Source organism: Streptomyces sp. NPDC058691, from assembly GCF_042714775.1.
Taxonomy (GTDB): Bacteria; Actinomycetota; Actinomycetes; order Streptomycetales; family Streptomycetaceae; genus Actinacidiphila.
This window is the reverse complement of the sequence record NZ_JBHXSO010000021.1, coordinates 1-15,309: the sequence shown is the minus strand read 5'-3', so window position 1 is coordinate 15,309 and position 15,309 is coordinate 1. Positions and strand designations below refer to the sequence as shown.

The following is a 15,309-nucleotide window of genomic DNA, read 5'->3' as shown; positions in this document are numbered from 1 at the left end:
TGGGACGCGAGCCCGCACCGAGTGACTGCTAGGATAGAAGTCGCGCGACCGTCCCCACGGCCGCGCGACGCTCACCCCGCCCGCGCGTACGGAGCCGGGAGAACCGAAAGGACCGCCGCGGTGCCGCTCGCGGAAGAACTGCTGGGCCACGCCGCCGCAGCCGGACTCGGTGTCTGCATGGAGCGGGCCAACGGGCCCCGAGGCGCGGCCGCGGTGCGCTCCGGCGCCGCGCGTCTCGACGGGCTGGCCCTGCGGGAACGCAGTGACCTGCTGCGCGACGCCCTGCTGACGGACCTGCCCGACGACTACCCTCGCGTGGAGGCGGTCGTCCGCACCGCGCTCAAGGACCCGGAATTCACCGGGTGGATGATCTGGCCCGTCACGGAAGCCGTCGTCTCCCGTGCCTTGGAGGCGACGGAATCCGACGCCTTCGAGTCCTCCCTGGAACTGCTCGCCGACCTCACTCCGCGGCTGACGGCCGAATTCGCCATCCGGCGTGTGCTCGTGGCCGACCTCGAACGCGCTCTCAAGATCGTGGAGCGATGGGTGCACCATCCGGACGAGCATGTCCGGCGCCTCGCCACCGAAGGGACCCGTCCCAGGCTGCCCTGGGCGATCCGCGTCCCGGGGATCCTCGCCCGGCCCCGGGCGACCCTGCCCATCCTGGACGCCCTCTACCGCGACCCCTCCGAATACGTGCGGCGCTCCGTGGCCAACCACGTCAACGACATCAGCCACGCTGACCCCGACCTCGCCGTCGACGTGGTCACGCGCTGGGCAGCCGCCCCTGACGACCACACGCCCCGGTTGATCCGGCATGCCCTGCGCACCGCGGTCAAGAAGGGCCACCCGGGCGCCCTGGCCCTGCTGGGTTTCGAACCCGCCGCGGGCGTCACCCTCACCGGCCTCGAACTGACCGCGGCGCGGGTGACGGTCGGCGAAGAGCTCGCCTTCACCTTCCAGTTGGAGAACACCGGTGACGCCCCGGCCAAGCTGGCGATCGACTACGTCATCCACTACCAGAAGGCCAACGGCCGCACCGCCCCCAAGGTCTTCAAGCTGACGACCAGGACCCTGGGTGCGGGGGAGCGGCTGTCCATCAGCCGCCGGCACTCGTTCAAACGGATCAGCACGCGGGTCTTCCACCCCGGAAGCCACGCACTCGAACTGCAGATCAACGGCGTGGCCCAGGGGAAGGCCGGCTTCGATCTGGTTGTCCCCGCGCCCTGATCACGCGGCGGCCCGTCTGCTCCATTCGGCTGAGCGGCCTGGCGACGTGGCCTGGTGCGCCGACATCCGTGGCGGTGATCCGTGACTGTAGGGCGATGAGAATCCTCCGCCTTGCCTCCGCGGCCACCCTGCTGATCACCGTCTGCGCGTGCGCCGGGAGCACCACGCGGACCGAGCCGGCGACTTCGCGGGCCACGGTTTCCGAGGAGGTTCTCGCGGACGCGGCGGCGGGCGGCAGCATCCCTTCGGACCTCGGCCCCGCGCATCGCGACGCCTACCTGAGGGCCATCGGCGACATCGATCCCGCACTGGACTCCAGGGGCATGGATCCGGCTCTCTGGGCGGGCCGCGACATCTGTGTCCTGCTTGCGGCCGACGTCAGCCGCGGCACTGTGATCGCCCGGACCGTCGAGCGCTTCAGCACGTCGGACCGCCGGGTGGCCGCGGCAGAGGCAGGGCGGATCGTCCGTGCCGCGCACCGGTTCATCTGCCCTGACCTGCCGCGAAAAGCAGGCTGAGCCCAGGCCTCGGGAGGCTACCCGACGGGGTCCGCGGTGGAACCGGCCGTGGCCGCCCGGGCCCCGGCGACGGCACGGCCGCGGTCGGTCTCCGGGAAGCGGGCGAGCATGGCCGTGAGTTCGTTGCGGTCCACGTTGGCGCCGAAGGGCTCGGTCCCCGGTTCGAGGCGGACGCCCTGGGCGAGCGGGCCCGCGACGACGGCGTCGAAGCCGAGTGCGTCGACGAGGCCTGCGACCTCGGCCAGGTCGCCGGGGTCGTCACCCGCGATGGCGATCGCCTTGCGCCCCGGCGCACCGGCGGGCCGGGCCCCGTCCTCCAGATCGTGGTACCCCATGTGGTTGAAGGCCTTCACCACACGCGACCCGGACAGGAACGCCTGGACGGTCTCGCTCGACGAGGTGCGGGGGTCGGTCAGGTCGTCGCGTATGCCGTCGACCTCCCACCAGTAGTTCATCGCGTCGACCACGAGCTTGCCCCGCAGCGCCTCGGCCGGGATGCTGCGGTACTTGCCCAGCGGCAGCGCCAGAATCGCGATGTCGGAGCGGGCCGCGGCCTCGGCGGCGGTGACCGCGACCGCGCCCGGGGTGAGGACCTCCACCGTGAGCGCGATGGGAGCGGGATCGCCCGAGCCCGCGATCAGCACCCGGTAGCCGGCGGCCAGGGCCAGCCGGCCCAGCACGGTCCCGACCTTCCCCGCGCCCAGGATGCCGATCGTGCGCACGTCCTCGGGGTTCATGTCGTCGTCTCCGTTTCTGTTCGCGTCGTCAGCCGGCGAGTATGTCGCGGACCATGGGGATCACCTTGGTGCCGTACAGTTCCACGGCCCGCAGGCGGGCGCCGGCCGGCTGGGCGCCCCCGGTGTAGATGAGGTCGAACCGGCCGACGCCCAGGTCGCCGACGGCGCGGGCGATCTTGCGGGCGACCGTCTCGGGCGACCCGATGTAGAGGGAGCCGTGCTCGATCTCGGCCTCGAACTCCTCGCGGCGGATCGGGGGCCAGCCGCGCAGTGCGCCGATGCGGTCCCGGATCGTCCGGTAGCCGGGCCAGAACACCTCGCGGGCCTCCTCGTCGGTGTCGGCGATGAAACCGGGGGAGTGCATGCCCACGGGGTGCGCGGTCGTGCCGAACTGCTCCGTCGCGCGCCGGTAGAGGTCGATGTAGGGCGCGAAACGCGTGGGCGTGCCGCCGATGATGGCGATCATGAGCGGGAGGCCGTAGCGCGCGGTGCGGACGACCGACTGGGGCGAGCCGCCGACGCCGACCCAGGTGCTCAGCCGCCCGGACTCGGTCTTGGGGAAGACGTCCGCGTCCTTCAGCGGCGCCCGCACGGTGCCGCTCCAGGTGACGGGCTTCTCCTCCAGGAGCTTCGCGAAGAGCTCGATCTTCTCCTCGAACAGCACGTCGTAGTCGCTGAGGTCGTATCCGAAGAGGGGGAAGGACTCGGTGAAGGAGCCGCGGCCGAGGATCACTTCGGCCCGGCCGTCGGAGAGCGCGTCCACCGTCGCGAAGCGCTGGAAGACCCGGACGGGGTCGTCGGAGCTGAGGACGGTCACGCCGGAGGCGAGCCGGATCCGCTCGGTGCGCGTGGCGATGCCGGCGAGCACGGTCTCCGGGGTCGAGACGGAGTACTCGGGGCGGTGGTGCTCGCCGAGCGCGATGACGTCGACGCCGGTCTGGTCGGCCAGGACGGCCTCGTCGAGGACCTGCCGGATCGCGGCGGCATAGGAGACGGGAGCGCCGGAGTCGTCCTCGGGTACGTCGCCGAACGTGTCGAGGCCGAAAACGAGATCAGACATCAGCGGGTTCCTTCGTGAGCAGTTCGCGTACCAGCGGGGCCACTTCGCGGCCCAGGAGTTCGATGGTGCGGGCGCGGGCCTGGCGGGGCAGGTGGAGGATGTCGTACTTGAGGTCGAAGCGGCTCAGGTGGAGGTCACGGGCCGTGCGGGCGATCTTGTGGGCCACGGTCTCGGGGGAGCCGACGAACAGCGCGCCGTCGCGGATCTCGGCCTCGTAGCGCTCGCGGGTGGGCTTGTAGAAGCCGCGCTCCTCCGAGATCGCGGCGACGACCGGTTCCCAGTAACGCCACCAGATGTCGGCGGCCTCCTCGTCGGTGTCCGCGACGAGGCCCAGGGAGTGCTGGCCGACGGGCAGGGCGGGATGGCCGGACTCCTTCAGTGCCCGCTGGTACAGGTCCACGTGGCCGGCGAAGCGCTGCGGGCGGCCCCCGATGATGGCCAGCATCAGCGGCAGGCCGTACCGGGCGGCGCGGATCGTGGAGTTGGGGCTGCCGCCCACGCCGATCCAGGTGGGGATGCCGCCGGGCCGCATCCGGGGGCGCAGCAGCTGGTCGGTCAGCGGTGTCCGGACGGTGCCGGACCACGTCACCGTCTCCTCCCGCTGCAAGCGCATGAACAGGTCGAGCTTCTCGTCGAAGAGCCGGTCGTATTCGGCGACGTCGTGGCCGAACAGGGCGAAGGACTCGGTGACCGAGGCCCGCCCCAGGACCAGTTGGGCCCGGCCTCCCGACACGGCGTCCACGGTGGAGAACGCGTGGTAGAGCCGCACCGGGTCGTTGGTGCTGAGCACGGTGACCGAGGTGCCGAGCCGGATGCGTTCGGTGGCGGTGGCCATCGCGGAGAGCAGCACGGGGGAGGCGGTGTCGACGTGTCCTGGCCGGTAGTGCTCGCCGACGCTGAAGACGTCGAGCCCCGCCGCCTCGGCCAGCGCGGCCTCCTCGACGAGCAGCCGGACGGTCTCGGCGTCGCTGAGCACGCGATCCCCGTCGGTCGCGACCTCTCCGAACGAGTTCAGACCCAGTTCGAAGGCAGTGGCCGTCATGGTCCTCTCCTCCCCGCCCCCGGAGCTGCGGTACGTCCGGCGGCCAAGTCATTGACGCGTCAAGCATGCATCGATATGATTGACATGTCAAACAGAGGGAGCGGCCATGGGACGGCGACACGGGGCTCTGCCCACCGCTGAGGAACTGCGGATCTGGCGTGACTTCGTCGAGACGACGGAGCGGCTCCGCTCGGAGCTGGCGTCACGCCTGCAGGGCGATTCCGGGCTGTCCCCCGGGGACTACGCCGTACTCCTCGCGCTGCAGGAGGCGGAGGGGCACCGGCTGCGCTCCTCCGAACTCGCGGCGGCCGTCGGATGGGAACGCAGCCGCCTGTCGCACCATCTGGGACGCATGGAGCGCCGTGGGCTGATCCGGCGCGTGGAGTGCGCCACCGACAGCCGGGGCGCCGAGGTGGTGCTCACCGCCGAGGGTGCCCAGGGCTTCCGCCGGGCCACGCTCCCGCATCTGAGGGCCGTCCGGGAACTCTTCGTCGATCCCCTCGCGGCCGGGCAGCTGGCTGCCGCGGGCGAGATCGCCGAGGCTCTGCGCGCCCGGCTGAACGCCTCCGGCGCATCTTGAGCCCGCGGGTCTATCGCGGAGGTCGCCGGCCGGTGAGCGCCTGCCACCGGTCCCGGGCGGTGTCGAGTGCGGCGAGCGCTTCGTCGAGTGCCCTGTCGCGGCTCTGACGAGCGGTCACCGCGCCCAGACGCCGGCGGGCGAGCTCCGCGGGACGGGTGTCGGCCCGCGCTTCCTTGAGCTCCTCCTTGGCCTTTTTCGCCGACTCGGCGAGTTCCGCGAGAAGCCGGTTCTCCTTGGCGACCTGGTTCTCGATGCGGACACTGAAGCGGCGCACACCGTCCTCGCCGTGCTCGCCGATCGCATAGGACTCCCAGTGCACGCCGTCCGGGCGCCTGAGGTAGATGTGGTTGCCCATCGCGCTGTGCTCGAACTGCACCTGCACGCCGCCCAGCGGCAGCACCTTCGTCGCCGGCCCGGATATCACCATCACGTGTTCGTGCAGGGACAAGTGACCCAGTGTCGCGATCAAGGCACCGTTGCCCCGTCGGCGCAACTGCCGCAGCCGCCGCTCGGCGTGGCTGATCCGGCTCCGGTACGCGTGATCGGCCCGGGCCACCTGGCCCTGCGCCGCCGCCAGTTCCCGCCGGGCCTTGCTCTGCAGTTCCCGAACGGCCCGGCGCTCGCGGTCCAGGCGGTCCCGGTCCTTGTCGTGGCTGCCGGAGAAAGCGAATCCCCAGCCGCCGGGATAGCGGTGGAGCCGCCACGCCACACCCGCGAGGAGAAGGGCCAGGAAGGCCAGGACCAGGTGAACCATGCCCACACGCCCACTCCTCCCGGTGACAGTCGCCAGGGTGCCGAATCTGGCGAATATCTGTAGATATGCCCGGTCGAGTCAGCAGGGATGCGCGTGGATTGTGTGATATTGCGGTTTGGATTGACGCGTGTGTCCCAAAGGGATGGCAGCAGCCGGACGGGAGGAACCGGTTGTCCGGGCTTTGGGGCGTCAGATGACCTCGTTGAGCTTGCCGGTGGCCACGTCGAAGACGAAACCTCGGACGCGGTCCTTGTGGACGAGGACCGGAGAAGGTCTCGACGGGGCTGGGGCGGTGCCTACGCGTTTCGCTCGTCGTAGCCGTTCTGGTGGTGCCGGATCTCCGTGTGCTTGTCGGCGGACCAGGCCGCCAGCTCCAGCACGGTGGACAGCAGCGAGGTCCCGAGCCCGGTCAGGGAGTACTCGACGCGGGGAGGGACTTCGGCGTACGCCGTGCGGTCGACGAGTCCGCTGCGCTGGAGCTGCTTGAGGGTGAGGGTGAGCATCCGCTGGGAGATGCCGGGGATGGCGTGTGCGAGGTCGGAGTACCGCACGGGTCCGTCCGAGAGGGTTCCGATGATCAGCACGCTCCACTTGTCGCCGACCAGGTCGAGCACCTCGCGAATGAAGTCGGCGTCCTTGTCCCCCCAGTGCGCGCACGGGCCCGGGGCGCGCCGCACGTTCGCCCGGACGTTCGTGCGTCCCCGTCGGAGCTCGCTGCCGGCGCTCATGTCCGCCGCCTCTCTCCCGTGATCCACGCACATGGATGTGCCTTTTGTATCGCTTGTCATCCTAATCCACAGTGGGGCTACGAACAGATAGTGAGTTTCGGGAGGAGCCCACCATGAAGATCGAGTTCTGGTCGGACGTCATCTGCCCGTACTGCGGGCTGATGGACCACCGGTTGCGGCTGGCGCTGGAGCGTTTCGAGCACGCCGACGAGGTGGAGGTCGTCCACCGCTCGTTCCGGATCCACCCCGACCTGCTGCCGGAGGGCGTCACCCAGCGGCGGCTGCTGGAGATCCACGGCATCCCGGCACGGGACGGAGAGCGGCTCTTCGCGTCGATCGAGGGTGCCGCACACGCCGAGGGGCTGGAGCCCTATCACGCGCTGGACCGAAGGCTCGGCCCGACCGACTACGCACACGAACTTCTCGCCCTCGCCACCGACAAGGGCCGCGGCGATGAGGTGTGGACGGCGATGTTCCGCGCCCACTTCGGGGCGCGGCGCGACCTGTGGACCAAGGACCAGGTGCTCGGCTTCGCCGCCGAGGCCGGCCTGGACCGCGACGAGGCCGACCGGGCGCTGAGCGACCGGCGTTACCGGGCTCAGGTGGCCGCCGACCAGCGCGAAGCCGAGCGCCTGGGTGCCCGCGGAGTGCCGTTCACGACCCTCGACGGCACGTACGCCATCCCCGGCGCCGTCGGTACCGACGTGCTGCTTGCGGCCATGGCTCAGGCATGGGATGCAGCCCACCCTGCGCCGCGTTCGCTGCGGATCCTGGGCGGAGCCGACGGGGCGTGCCGCCCGGACGGCTGCGTCGTCCCCCCACCCGCCGCGTCCTGAGGTCACGGCTCCACCCGCGTCCGCACGCCGGCCTCCACCGGGCGGACCACCACACACCCACACGAAAGAGCCACCACCATGTCCTATCTGCTGCGCATCGACGCCTCCGCCTCCGGCGACGCCTCCGTCTCCCGTCAGGTCGCCGACTCCTTCACCGCCGCCTGGGGCGGTGACGTCATCCGCCGCGACCTCGCACTCGACCCCGTCGGCCACCTGGACGCGGCCGGCATCACGGCCCGCACGACTCCCGCCGACCGGCACACCCCTGAGCAGAAGGCCGCCGCACTCCTCCAGGACGAGCTGGTGGAGGAATTCCTCGGCGCGGAGGCCTATCTCTTCGCCGTACCGCTCTACAACTACTCCCTGCCGTCGGTCTTCAAGGCGTGGCTGGACCACATCATGATCGTCGGCAGGACGATCGGCATGGCCGGCCCCGCCCGCAGCGCCGGCCGCCCCGCCGTCGTCGTCTCCGCCCGTGGCGGCGGCTACGGCCCCGGCGCACCCCAGCACGGCAAGGACTTCCTCGTACCGGCGTTGCGGACCATCCTCGGGGACGCGAATCTGCTGGCCCTGGACGTCCGCCCCATCACGCCCGAACTGACCTACGCCCCCGTCGTGGAGCCGCTCAGGCATCTGCTTCCGCAGCACCGTGCCTCACTGGAGGAGGCGCACGCGCTGGCACGCCGTCAGGCCGCGGAGATCACCGAAGCCATGGTCACCACCGGCCGGTCCGGGCTCCCGAGGACCTGACGGCGACCGGGGCGGCGGCTCTCAGAGAGCCGCGAGCACGGGCAGCAGGTCGGCCGCCGCCGTCACGTCCGCCGTCAGCGGGCGGTCCTCGGTCCCGTCCGGGAGTACGGAGGCGGCCACGGTGAACGCCGCGATGGCCGGCGCCGCCGGATGCAGCCGCAGCGCCCGCACCGCGGCGACGAGTTCGCAGGCCAGCACGGTGGTGTACGCGTCGACGGCGCGCAGCGACTGCCGGGCCGCCTGGGAGGCGAAGCTCGCGGCCTCCTCCAGTCCGTGGGAGAGCACGGCGTGGCCGGCCGAAGCGGGCGCGGCGCAGGAGCGCAGTTCCGCCAGGGCCGAGTTGGCGGTGTACTCCAGGATCATCGTGCCCGAACTGCCCGCCGGGCCCGTGGCCAGGAACCCGGGCAGGCCGGTGAGGTCCGGGCGGCCGAGGGCGGTCAGCCGGGCGGCGGACAGCTGGGCCGTCTGCAGGACGGCCAGGTTCAGCCCGTCCAGGGCGAGACCGAGCGGGGCCGCGTAGAAGGACCCGTGGTGATGGGCCGTGGAGCCGTCGGAGGAGATCAGCGGGTTCTCCGACGGGCAGTTGATCTCGGCCTCCACGATCCGGCGCAGGGCGCCCGCGGAGTCGAGGGCGGGGCCGTGCGCCTGCGGGAAGGCCCGGAAACCGAACGGGTCCTGGATCCGGCGGGCGGCGCCGTGCGGCCGGCCGGGCACGCCGAGCAGCCGCAGCACCTCGGCCGCGGCGCGGGCGACTCCGGGGTAGGGGCGCAGCGCGTGCACCTCGGGGGCGTACGCCTCCAGCGAGCCGGAGACCGCCGCGAGCGACAGCGCGGCCACGGCGTGCGTGGCGCGGAGCACCACGTCGAGGTGGTGGCAGGCGACCGCGGCCTGGCCCAGGGTGAGCGCGTTGCTGCTGAGCAGCGCGAGCGCGTCGCCGGGTTGCGGCACCACGGGCGCGGGCAGCTCCGCGGCCGGTTCGGCGGGACCACCGTCTCCCGGTTCCGTCCGCGCGGTCCCACCGCGCCGCTGCACGGGGAACCCGGGCGGCAGAACGCCGGGGAGGGAACTCGGCGCCGCCTGGTCGTCGTCGCCGGTCCGCGCGCCGGGCGCGTCCGGGCCGGCGGTCAGCCAGGGGCGTTCGCCGATCAGGGTGAGGCCCGTCTGGGCGAGGGCCGTGAGGTCGCCGGTGCCGAGGCCGCCGTACTCGCTGACCGCCGGGTGGACACCCAGGCGCAGTGCGTCGGCGAGGGCGGTGATGAAGGCGGGCTGGATGCCGGATCCGCCCGCGAGCAACTGGTTGGCGCGGATCGCGAGCATCGCCCGGACCTGGCGTGCCGGCAGCGGTGCCCCGGCGCCGCCGGCGTGGCTGCGCAGGAGACGCAGACCGTGCTCGGCCTCGTCCTGCGCGGCGACCGGCACCGATCGGTGCGCGCCGACGCCGGTCCCGCGGCCGTAGAGGCGTCCCGCGGCGGCGAGCCGGCCGGCCGCCCGCCAGGAGCGCCGCGCCCGGTCGAGGGCGTCCGGCGACACGGCCGGCGCGGCCGTCGCGTCGGCGATCCGCACCACGTCCGGCACGGTGAGGCCACGCCCGTCCAGCTCGACGCCGGTGTCCTCGGGGTCCGGGGGCACCCGCGTCGAGCCGTTCAGGGTCGTGTCCATGTGCGATGGGTCAGCTGAGGCCGACGGACTTCAGCCAGGCCTGGGCGACGTCCAGCGGGTCCTTGCTCTGCGACTGCACCTGGGTGTCCAGGTCGAGCAGGGCCTCGGTGTCCAGCTTGGCGGAGACCGCGTTGAGGGCGTCGATGCCCTTCTGGTCCAGCCCGGACTTGTAGACCAGCGGCTGCACGTTCTCGAACCCGAAGAGGTTCTTCGGGTCCTGCAGGACCACGAACTTCTCCTTGGCGATGGTCGGGTCCGTGGTGAAGATGTCCGCCACCTGCACGGTGTTCTTCGTCAGCGCCGCCGCGGTCAGCGGGCCGCCCGCGTCCAGCGCCTTGAAGGACTTGAACTCCAGCCCGTACACGTCCTTCAGACCCACCAGGCCCTGCTGCCGGGTCTGGAACTCGGGCGAGGCCCCGATGGCCAGGTCCTTGGCGATGTCCTTCAGGTCCGCGATCGAGGACGCGCCGGTGAGCTTGTACTTCGCCGCCGTCGCCGCGTTCACGGTGACCGAGTCCTTGTCCTGCGCCGGCGCGGGGTCCAGCAGCGTCAGCTTGGGGTCGAGCTTGGCGCCGATGGCGGCCGTGGTCTCCTCGACCGTCTTCGGCGTGGCGTCCTTGTCGAGGTAGGCGAGCAGAGCGCCGTTGTACTCGGGCAGGACGGTGATGGAGCCGTTCTTCAGCAGGCCGTAGGTGGTCTCGCGGCTGCCGATGTTGGGCTTGTAGGTGACCTTGACGCCCTTGGCCTTGAGGGCCTCGCCGTAGATGTCGGCCAGCAGGATGCTCTCGGCGAAGTTGTTGGAGCCGACGACGACGGTGTTGCCGCTGGCCTTGCCTTCCGAGAGCGGGTTGTCGGACTTGTCGTCGGAGGACGACGAACACCCGGTGACGAGTGCCGCGGAGGCGGCGAGCGCGACGGCGGCCACGCCGCGGTTTCTCGTGCTTGACCAGGGGCTCTTCGCGTAAGAAGTCACAATTCTCGTTCCGGGCTCGGAGATTGGTGGGGGCTGGGTCGAGGCAGGGCGTGCGGGCTGCGGGGACACGCACGATGCTGATCCAATCCAGCCGGTTCCCGGTCAGTCAATAGCAGTCTGGTCACCGATTGGCCTCGTTGGTGCCCAAATGTGAAGAGTGAACGGTCGGCTTGTAACAGATTCTTGACATGAGGCGTGGCGAACGCAGCTTCGAAGGCGCGATAGATTCACCGCAGTTGCATCGGTCACAGCAGTGTGCGGGGGCCGCTTCGATGTCGTTGCGCATCATCGACCACACCCCCATGAATGGAGGCCAGGTGTCCACGGTCCAGGTGGACGTGCCCACCCGCCCGGCTGCTCCGCCGCCGGGTGCCGGGCCCTTGGGGTTCGCCGACCGCTGGCCCTTCCGGCGCAAGCTCAACGTCCTGGTGGGCGTCCCGCTGGCCGTGGTGGCCGTACTGCTCACGTACCTCATCGCCGACCAGGTGGGGCGGGCCCGGGACGCGGCGTCCGCGGCCCAACTGGTCCGCGACAGCACCCAGGTGGCGGCCCTGGCCGACCGGGTGGAGGCCGAGCACCAGCAGGCCATCCTGCTCTCGGTGCGGTTCGAGGCCGCGGGCCGTGGCGCACGCCCCTCGACCGACGCGTACCGCGAGGCGCAGCGGTCGGTCGACGCCCAGGTGGCCAAGGTGCGCAGGGCCTTCGGGGACCGGCTGCCGGAGACCGAGGCGCAGTCCCTGAAGGAGATCGAGGGCCTGACCAGCCTGCGCGAGACGGTGGAGCAGAGCTATCTGCCGGCCGACAACATCGACCCCGCCTACACGGGCGTGGCCAAGGGGCTGATCGACGGCCTCGGCCTGGACCGCAACGCGGCGCTGGCGGCGACCTTCACCGGCAATCTGCTGGACTCCCTGCTGCGGGCGGACGCCGCGCACAGCTCCTTCGAGACGAGCGTGTTCTCGGCGACGACCGGTGACGCCAACGCCCTCATCGAGTTCAATGCCGCGGTCGGCTCCTACCAGCTGTACACCTACCAGGCCGACCGCTTCGCCCGGTTCGCCACCGAGCAGCAGGCCGACGAGCTCTCCGGCATCGAGCACAGCGACACCCAGGGCCGGATCGCGCAGGCGTACGCCGAGCTGCAGATCGACCCGAGTTCCCTGCAGGCGGACACCCCGGCCGAGGTCCACCGGGCGTTCAAGGCCGCGCTGGCCGACTACCCGGCCTACCCCGAGCAGGCGGCGAACCGGCTGAAGATCACCTCCTCGCTCATCGACCAGATCGCCGACCGCGCCGACAACGCCTCCACCGACGCCTGGTGGCGGGCCGCCCTGCTGCTGGCCGTGGCACTGTTCGGCTTCCTCGTGTGGCTCGCCCTGTCGGTCGTCGTCCGCCGGTCGGTGGTCCGCCCGGTGCAGGCGCTCACCGCGGCCGCGCAGGAGGTCTCGGCCGCCACCAGCCGCGAGCTGGCCCGGGTGGCCGACGACGACACCGAGGACGCCGGCCCGCCGCGCGTGCGCGATGTGCCCGTCACGGCCCGGGACGAGATCGGCGAACTCGCCCAGGCGTTCAACCAGGTGCAGACGACCGCCGCCGCGCTCCTGGAGCGCCAGGTGCTCAGCCGCCGCAACGTCGCCGAGATGTTCGGCAACGTGGGACGCCGGGTGAGCAACCTGACGACTCGTCAGCTCGCGCTGATCGACGCGGTCGAACGGGGCGAGACCGACCCCGCGCTGCTGGAGCGCCTGTACTCCATCGACCACATCGCCGTCCGCCTGCGCCGCAACGCCGACAGCCTGATGCTGCTTGCGGGCATCCGGGAGACCGTCCTGGACTCGGGTCCCACCGCGCTCACCAACGTGGTGCGGGCCGCGCTCGGCCAGATCGAGGGCTACCAGCGGGTGCGGCTGTACGCCGAGACCGAGGCCATGGTCGAGCCGGACATCATCGGCGACCTCACGCTGATGGTGGCGGAACTCGTCGAGAACGCCGTCTCGTTCTCCCCGGCGGGCAGCCCCGTCGAGGTGACCGTGCGCTCCGGCGACGGCGACGCCCTCATCGCCGTGGCCGACCACGGCCTCGGCATGAGCGCCGAGCGGCTCGAGGAGGAGAACGCCCGGCTGATCCGCCGCGAGCGCCTGGACCTCGTCCCGACGAAGGTGCTGGGCCTGTTCGTGGTCGGCACCCTGGCGCGCCGCTGGGATGTCGGGGTGACCCTGTCCCGTACCCCGGGCGGCGGCGTGACCGCCGAGGTCGCGATCCCCGCGACCCTGCTGCTGAGCATGAGTGCGGTGGGCTCCGGCAGCACGCCGCCGAGCCTGCAGTCAGGCGCGCCGGACTCCTCGCCGACCGCGCGGAGCGCCCAGGCCGCCGCGGACCCGGGCGCGGACCTCGTCCCGTCCACCGGTCCCCACGCGGCCGCCCGGCCGGCCCCGGGCGAGGGCACCCCTGCGACCGCCGACGGGGAGGGGGTGCCGCTCCCGCGGCGCGTGCCCCGGCGGGAGGCGGCCGGAGCCGCCGAACAGCGCCCGTTCGTGCCCGGGCCCCGGACGGAGGCACCGGCCGACGACTCCGCGGGCCAGCCCTCCCTGCGCCGACGGGTCCGCGGCGCCACGTTGAGGACGACGACCGGTGCGGCCGCGCAGCAGGCCGCGCACCCCGCGCAACCCGAGGACGCCGAGGCCGTACGGTCCGCCCTGGAGGAGTTCGAGGCCGCCGTCGAGCGCGCCCACCGCGACAGCGACTCCGGCACCGGCACCGGCACCCACTCCACAGGAGACGACCGCACCGTCCCCGGTGCGGACTCCGGAACCGCGACCACCCCCCGCACGCACGACCCGAACCACCTCCCAGAAGGAGCCGAGCAGTGAGCACGCCGACAGGTGACACTCCGACGACCGACCTGCAGGCCGCCGCAGCCGACTTCAACTGGCTGCTGAACCGTTTCGCCACCGAGACCGCGGGCGTCGTCGACGCCATCGCCGTCTCCTCCGACGGGCTGCTCATCGCCGTGTCGGAGCTGCGCGAGCGCGCCCACTCCGAGCGGCTGGCCGCCATCGTCTCCGGCATCACCAGCCTGGCCGCGGGCGCCTCGGGCAACTACGGCCTCGGCGGCCTGAACAAGGTCATCATCGACCTGGAGGGCGGCCACGTCATCGTCTCCGCGATCGGCAGCGGCGCCGTGCTCGGCGTCGTCACCGACAAGGAGGCCAAGCTCGGCAACATCGCCTACGAGATGACGCTCTTCGCCAACCGGGCCGGTACCGCGCTCAGCCCGCAGCTGGTGCTCGAACTGAAGAACACCGTCGGCGCCGCGTCGGCGCGCTGACCGGCGACCGCCCGGTCCGGAGAGGAAGACACGACTTATGGCGGACGGCCGCACACCGGCCGGTGAGGACGGCGTGACGCCCCCGGGCCCCGATCGGGTCGGGCCCGCCTCGGCCGTGCGCCCGTTCCTCCTCACGGCCGGCCGGGTGGCACCCGCCTCCGGCCGGCCGGTTCCGGTGGAGACCCAGGTGGTGGCCACCGCCGCCGGGCTCAAGACGCTCGACAAGCTCGCCTTCGAAGAGCACGACATCGTCGCCGCCTGCCGGCGCCCGCAGTCCATCGCGGAAATCGCGGCCCGGCTGCGGCTGCATCTGAACGTGGTGCGGGTCCTCGCCGAGGACCTGCGCGCCGCGGGACAGCTCACGGTCCATGTGCCCGACACCGGTGCCACCCATGACGCATCCGTCCTGCGAAGGGTTATCGATGGCCTCCGGGCCGTCCCCGACTCCCGGGGGGTACTCCGTGACACCGACTGAACAGCTCCTCGGCGGCGGCACGGCCGCACAGGCCGTCGTACGACCGCCGCTGCCGGTCAAGATGGTGATCGCGGGCGGCTTCGGCGTGGGCAAGACCACGGCCGTCGGCTCCATCTCCGAGATCGAGCCGCTGACCACCGAGGCCGCCATCACCGAGGTGGCGGCCGGCGTGGACGACCTCAGCCAGACCCCGCGCAAGACCACGACCACGGTGGCGATGGACTTCGGCTGCCTCACCATCGACCCCACCTTGAAGCTGTACCTGTTCGGGACGCCCGGCCAGGAGCGGTTCGGCTTCATGTGGGACGACATCGTGGAGGGCGCGGTCGGCGGCCTCGTCATCGTCGACAGCCGGCGCCTGGACGACTGCTACGCGGCCGTCGACTACTTCGAGCACCGGCGGATCCCGTTCGCCGTCGCGCTCAACGCCTTCGACGGGCGCGTCGAGCACTCCCTGGACGAGGTGCGGTGGGCGCTGGACGTGGCCGAGCACGTGCCGGTGGTGGTGTTCGACGCCCGCGAGCGCGGCTCGGTGCGGGACGCCCTGCTCGTGGTGCTGGAACTGGCGCTGGAGCGCACCGGGGGCTGAGCCGGGGCATGCAGTGAGAACGGACGGGCGGGCCCGGAGCGATGGAGAAT

The 15,309-nt window shown here is 72.0% G+C and carries 16 protein-coding genes; 9 read left to right on the top strand and 7 right to left on the bottom strand.

All coding sequences use genetic code 11. From position 1 onward, the window contains the following. Positions 1 to 120: 120 nt before the first annotated feature. Positions 121 to 1,230 (top strand): DNA alkylation repair protein, encoded by a 1,110-nt coding sequence (locus tag ACFWVC_RS16910; RefSeq protein ID WP_384285523.1) that lies wholly within the window; start codon positions 121 to 123, stop codon positions 1,228 to 1,230. Positions 1,231 to 1,298: 68 nt separating this feature from the next. Then, positions 1,299 to 1,748, top strand: a complete 450-nt coding sequence (locus ACFWVC_RS16905; protein ID WP_384285520.1) for a DUF732 domain-containing protein — start codon at positions 1,299 to 1,301, stop codon at positions 1,746 to 1,748. A gap of 17 nt (positions 1,749 to 1,765) precedes the next feature. On the opposite strand, the gene ACFWVC_RS16900 is transcribed toward ACFWVC_RS16905, so the two are convergent. From ACFWVC_RS16900 to ACFWVC_RS16890, 3 genes are read right to left on the bottom strand one after another with little or no spacing between them, the layout of a single operon-like run. After that, positions 1,766 to 2,485, bottom strand: coding sequence for an NADPH-dependent F420 reductase (locus tag ACFWVC_RS16900; RefSeq protein ID WP_384285518.1), 720 nt, complete (start codon positions 2,483 to 2,485; stop codon positions 1,766 to 1,768). A 28-nt stretch (positions 2,486 to 2,513) separates the two neighbouring features. Beyond that, positions 2,514 to 3,545 carry an LLM class flavin-dependent oxidoreductase gene (locus tag ACFWVC_RS16895; RefSeq protein WP_384285517.1) on the bottom strand — a complete coding sequence of 344 codons (1,032 nt, stop codon included), beginning with the start codon at positions 3,543 to 3,545 and terminating at the stop codon, positions 2,514 to 2,516. Then, positions 3,538 to 4,587 carry an LLM class flavin-dependent oxidoreductase gene (locus ACFWVC_RS16890; protein ID WP_384285515.1) on the bottom strand — a complete coding sequence of 350 codons (1,050 nt, stop codon included), beginning with the start codon at positions 4,585 to 4,587 and terminating at the stop codon, positions 3,538 to 3,540. The genes ACFWVC_RS16895 and ACFWVC_RS16890 overlap by 8 nt, the downstream gene beginning before the upstream one ends. Positions 4,588 to 4,693: 106 nt before the next feature. Here ACFWVC_RS16890 and ACFWVC_RS16885 point away from each other — a divergent pair, with 106 nt between their 5' ends. Next, complete coding sequence (locus ACFWVC_RS16885; protein ID WP_384285512.1) at positions 4,694 to 5,167, top strand: MarR family winged helix-turn-helix transcriptional regulator; 474 nt, start codon at positions 4,694 to 4,696, stop codon at positions 5,165 to 5,167. A 10-nt stretch (positions 5,168 to 5,177) separates the two neighbouring features. Here the strand turns inward: ACFWVC_RS16885 and ACFWVC_RS16880 are convergent, their stop codons facing one another. Together ACFWVC_RS16880 and ACFWVC_RS16875 are read right to left on the bottom strand one after the other, a co-directional pair. After that, entirely contained in the window at positions 5,178 to 5,927 is a 750-nt protein-coding gene (locus ACFWVC_RS16880; protein WP_384285510.1) for a hypothetical protein, read from the bottom strand. 290 nt (positions 5,928 to 6,217) lie between these two features. After that, on the bottom strand, positions 6,218 to 6,649 hold the full coding sequence (locus ACFWVC_RS16875; protein ID WP_384285508.1) for a winged helix-turn-helix transcriptional regulator: 432 nt from the start codon (positions 6,647 to 6,649) through the stop codon (positions 6,218 to 6,220). Positions 6,650 to 6,762: 113 nt separating this feature from the next. Here ACFWVC_RS16875 and ACFWVC_RS16870 point away from each other — a divergent pair, with 113 nt between their 5' ends. Together ACFWVC_RS16870 and ACFWVC_RS16865 are read left to right on the top strand one after the other, a co-directional pair. After that, positions 6,763 to 7,485 carry a DsbA family protein gene (locus ACFWVC_RS16870; protein WP_384285506.1) on the top strand — a complete coding sequence of 241 codons (723 nt, stop codon included), beginning with the start codon at positions 6,763 to 6,765 and terminating at the stop codon, positions 7,483 to 7,485. A gap of 78 nt (positions 7,486 to 7,563) precedes the next feature. After that, positions 7,564 to 8,235: an FMN-dependent NADH-azoreductase gene (locus tag ACFWVC_RS16865; RefSeq protein WP_384285505.1), complete on the top strand. Its 672-nt coding sequence runs from the start codon at positions 7,564 to 7,566 to the stop codon at positions 8,233 to 8,235. A gap of 21 nt (positions 8,236 to 8,256) precedes the next feature. Here the strand turns inward: ACFWVC_RS16865 and ACFWVC_RS16860 are convergent, their stop codons facing one another. Then, the gene (locus tag ACFWVC_RS16860) at positions 8,257 to 9,894 is read right to left on the bottom strand and encodes an aromatic amino acid ammonia-lyase (protein WP_384285502.1); all 1,638 of its coding nucleotides are present in this window, start codon (positions 9,892 to 9,894) and stop codon (positions 8,257 to 8,259) included. 10 nt (positions 9,895 to 9,904) lie between these two features. Next, entirely contained in the window at positions 9,905 to 10,867 is a 963-nt protein-coding gene (locus tag ACFWVC_RS16855; protein WP_384285500.1) for an ABC transporter substrate-binding protein, read from the bottom strand. 317 nt (positions 10,868 to 11,184) lie between these two features. Here ACFWVC_RS16855 and ACFWVC_RS16850 point away from each other — a divergent pair, with 317 nt between their 5' ends. The 4 genes from ACFWVC_RS16850 to ACFWVC_RS16835 are packed head-to-tail and all read left to right on the top strand — an operon-like array spanning position 11,185 to position 15,259. After that, positions 11,185 to 13,737: an ATP-binding protein gene (locus ACFWVC_RS16850; RefSeq protein ID WP_384285498.1), complete on the top strand. Its 2,553-nt coding sequence runs from the start codon at positions 11,185 to 11,187 to the stop codon at positions 13,735 to 13,737. After that, on the top strand, positions 13,734 to 14,195 hold the full coding sequence (locus ACFWVC_RS16845; protein ID WP_319662430.1) for a roadblock/LC7 domain-containing protein: 462 nt from the start codon (positions 13,734 to 13,736) through the stop codon (positions 14,193 to 14,195). Before ACFWVC_RS16850 ends, ACFWVC_RS16845 begins: the two co-directional genes overlap by 4 nt. A gap of 37 nt (positions 14,196 to 14,232) precedes the next feature. After that, positions 14,233 to 14,670, top strand: coding sequence for a DUF742 domain-containing protein (locus tag ACFWVC_RS16840; RefSeq protein ID WP_384285496.1), 438 nt, complete (start codon positions 14,233 to 14,235; stop codon positions 14,668 to 14,670). Then, positions 14,657 to 15,259: an ATP/GTP-binding protein gene (locus ACFWVC_RS16835; protein WP_384285494.1), complete on the top strand. Its 603-nt coding sequence runs from the start codon at positions 14,657 to 14,659 to the stop codon at positions 15,257 to 15,259. The genes ACFWVC_RS16840 and ACFWVC_RS16835 overlap by 14 nt, the downstream gene beginning before the upstream one ends. Positions 15,260 to 15,309 lie beyond the last annotated feature (50 nt).

Excerpts from the sequence above, each read along its gene's own strand:
- ACFWVC_RS16900 (WP_384285518.1), bottom strand. The coding sequence starts at position 2,485 with ATGAACCCCGAGGACGTGCGCACGATCGGCATCCTGGGCGCGGGGAAG.
- ACFWVC_RS16895 (WP_384285517.1), bottom strand. The coding sequence starts at position 3,545 with ATGTCTGATCTCGTTTTCGGCCTCGACACGTTCGGCGACGTACCCGAG.
- ACFWVC_RS16890 (WP_384285515.1), bottom strand. The coding sequence starts at position 4,587 with ATGACGGCCACTGCCTTCGAACTGGGTCTGAACTCGTTCGGAGAGGTC.
- ACFWVC_RS16885 (WP_384285512.1), top strand. The coding sequence starts at position 4,694 with ATGGGACGGCGACACGGGGCTCTGCCCACCGCTGAGGAACTGCGGATC.
- ACFWVC_RS16875 (WP_384285508.1), bottom strand. The coding sequence starts at position 6,649 with ATGAGCGCCGGCAGCGAGCTCCGACGGGGACGCACGAACGTCCGGGCG.
- ACFWVC_RS16870 (WP_384285506.1), top strand. The coding sequence starts at position 6,763 with ATGAAGATCGAGTTCTGGTCGGACGTCATCTGCCCGTACTGCGGGCTG.
- ACFWVC_RS16865 (WP_384285505.1), top strand. The coding sequence starts at position 7,564 with ATGTCCTATCTGCTGCGCATCGACGCCTCCGCCTCCGGCGACGCCTCC.
- ACFWVC_RS16860 (WP_384285502.1), bottom strand. The coding sequence starts at position 9,894 with ATGGACACGACCCTGAACGGCTCGACGCGGGTGCCCCCGGACCCCGAG.
- ACFWVC_RS16840 (WP_384285496.1), top strand. The coding sequence starts at position 14,233 with ATGGCGGACGGCCGCACACCGGCCGGTGAGGACGGCGTGACGCCCCCG.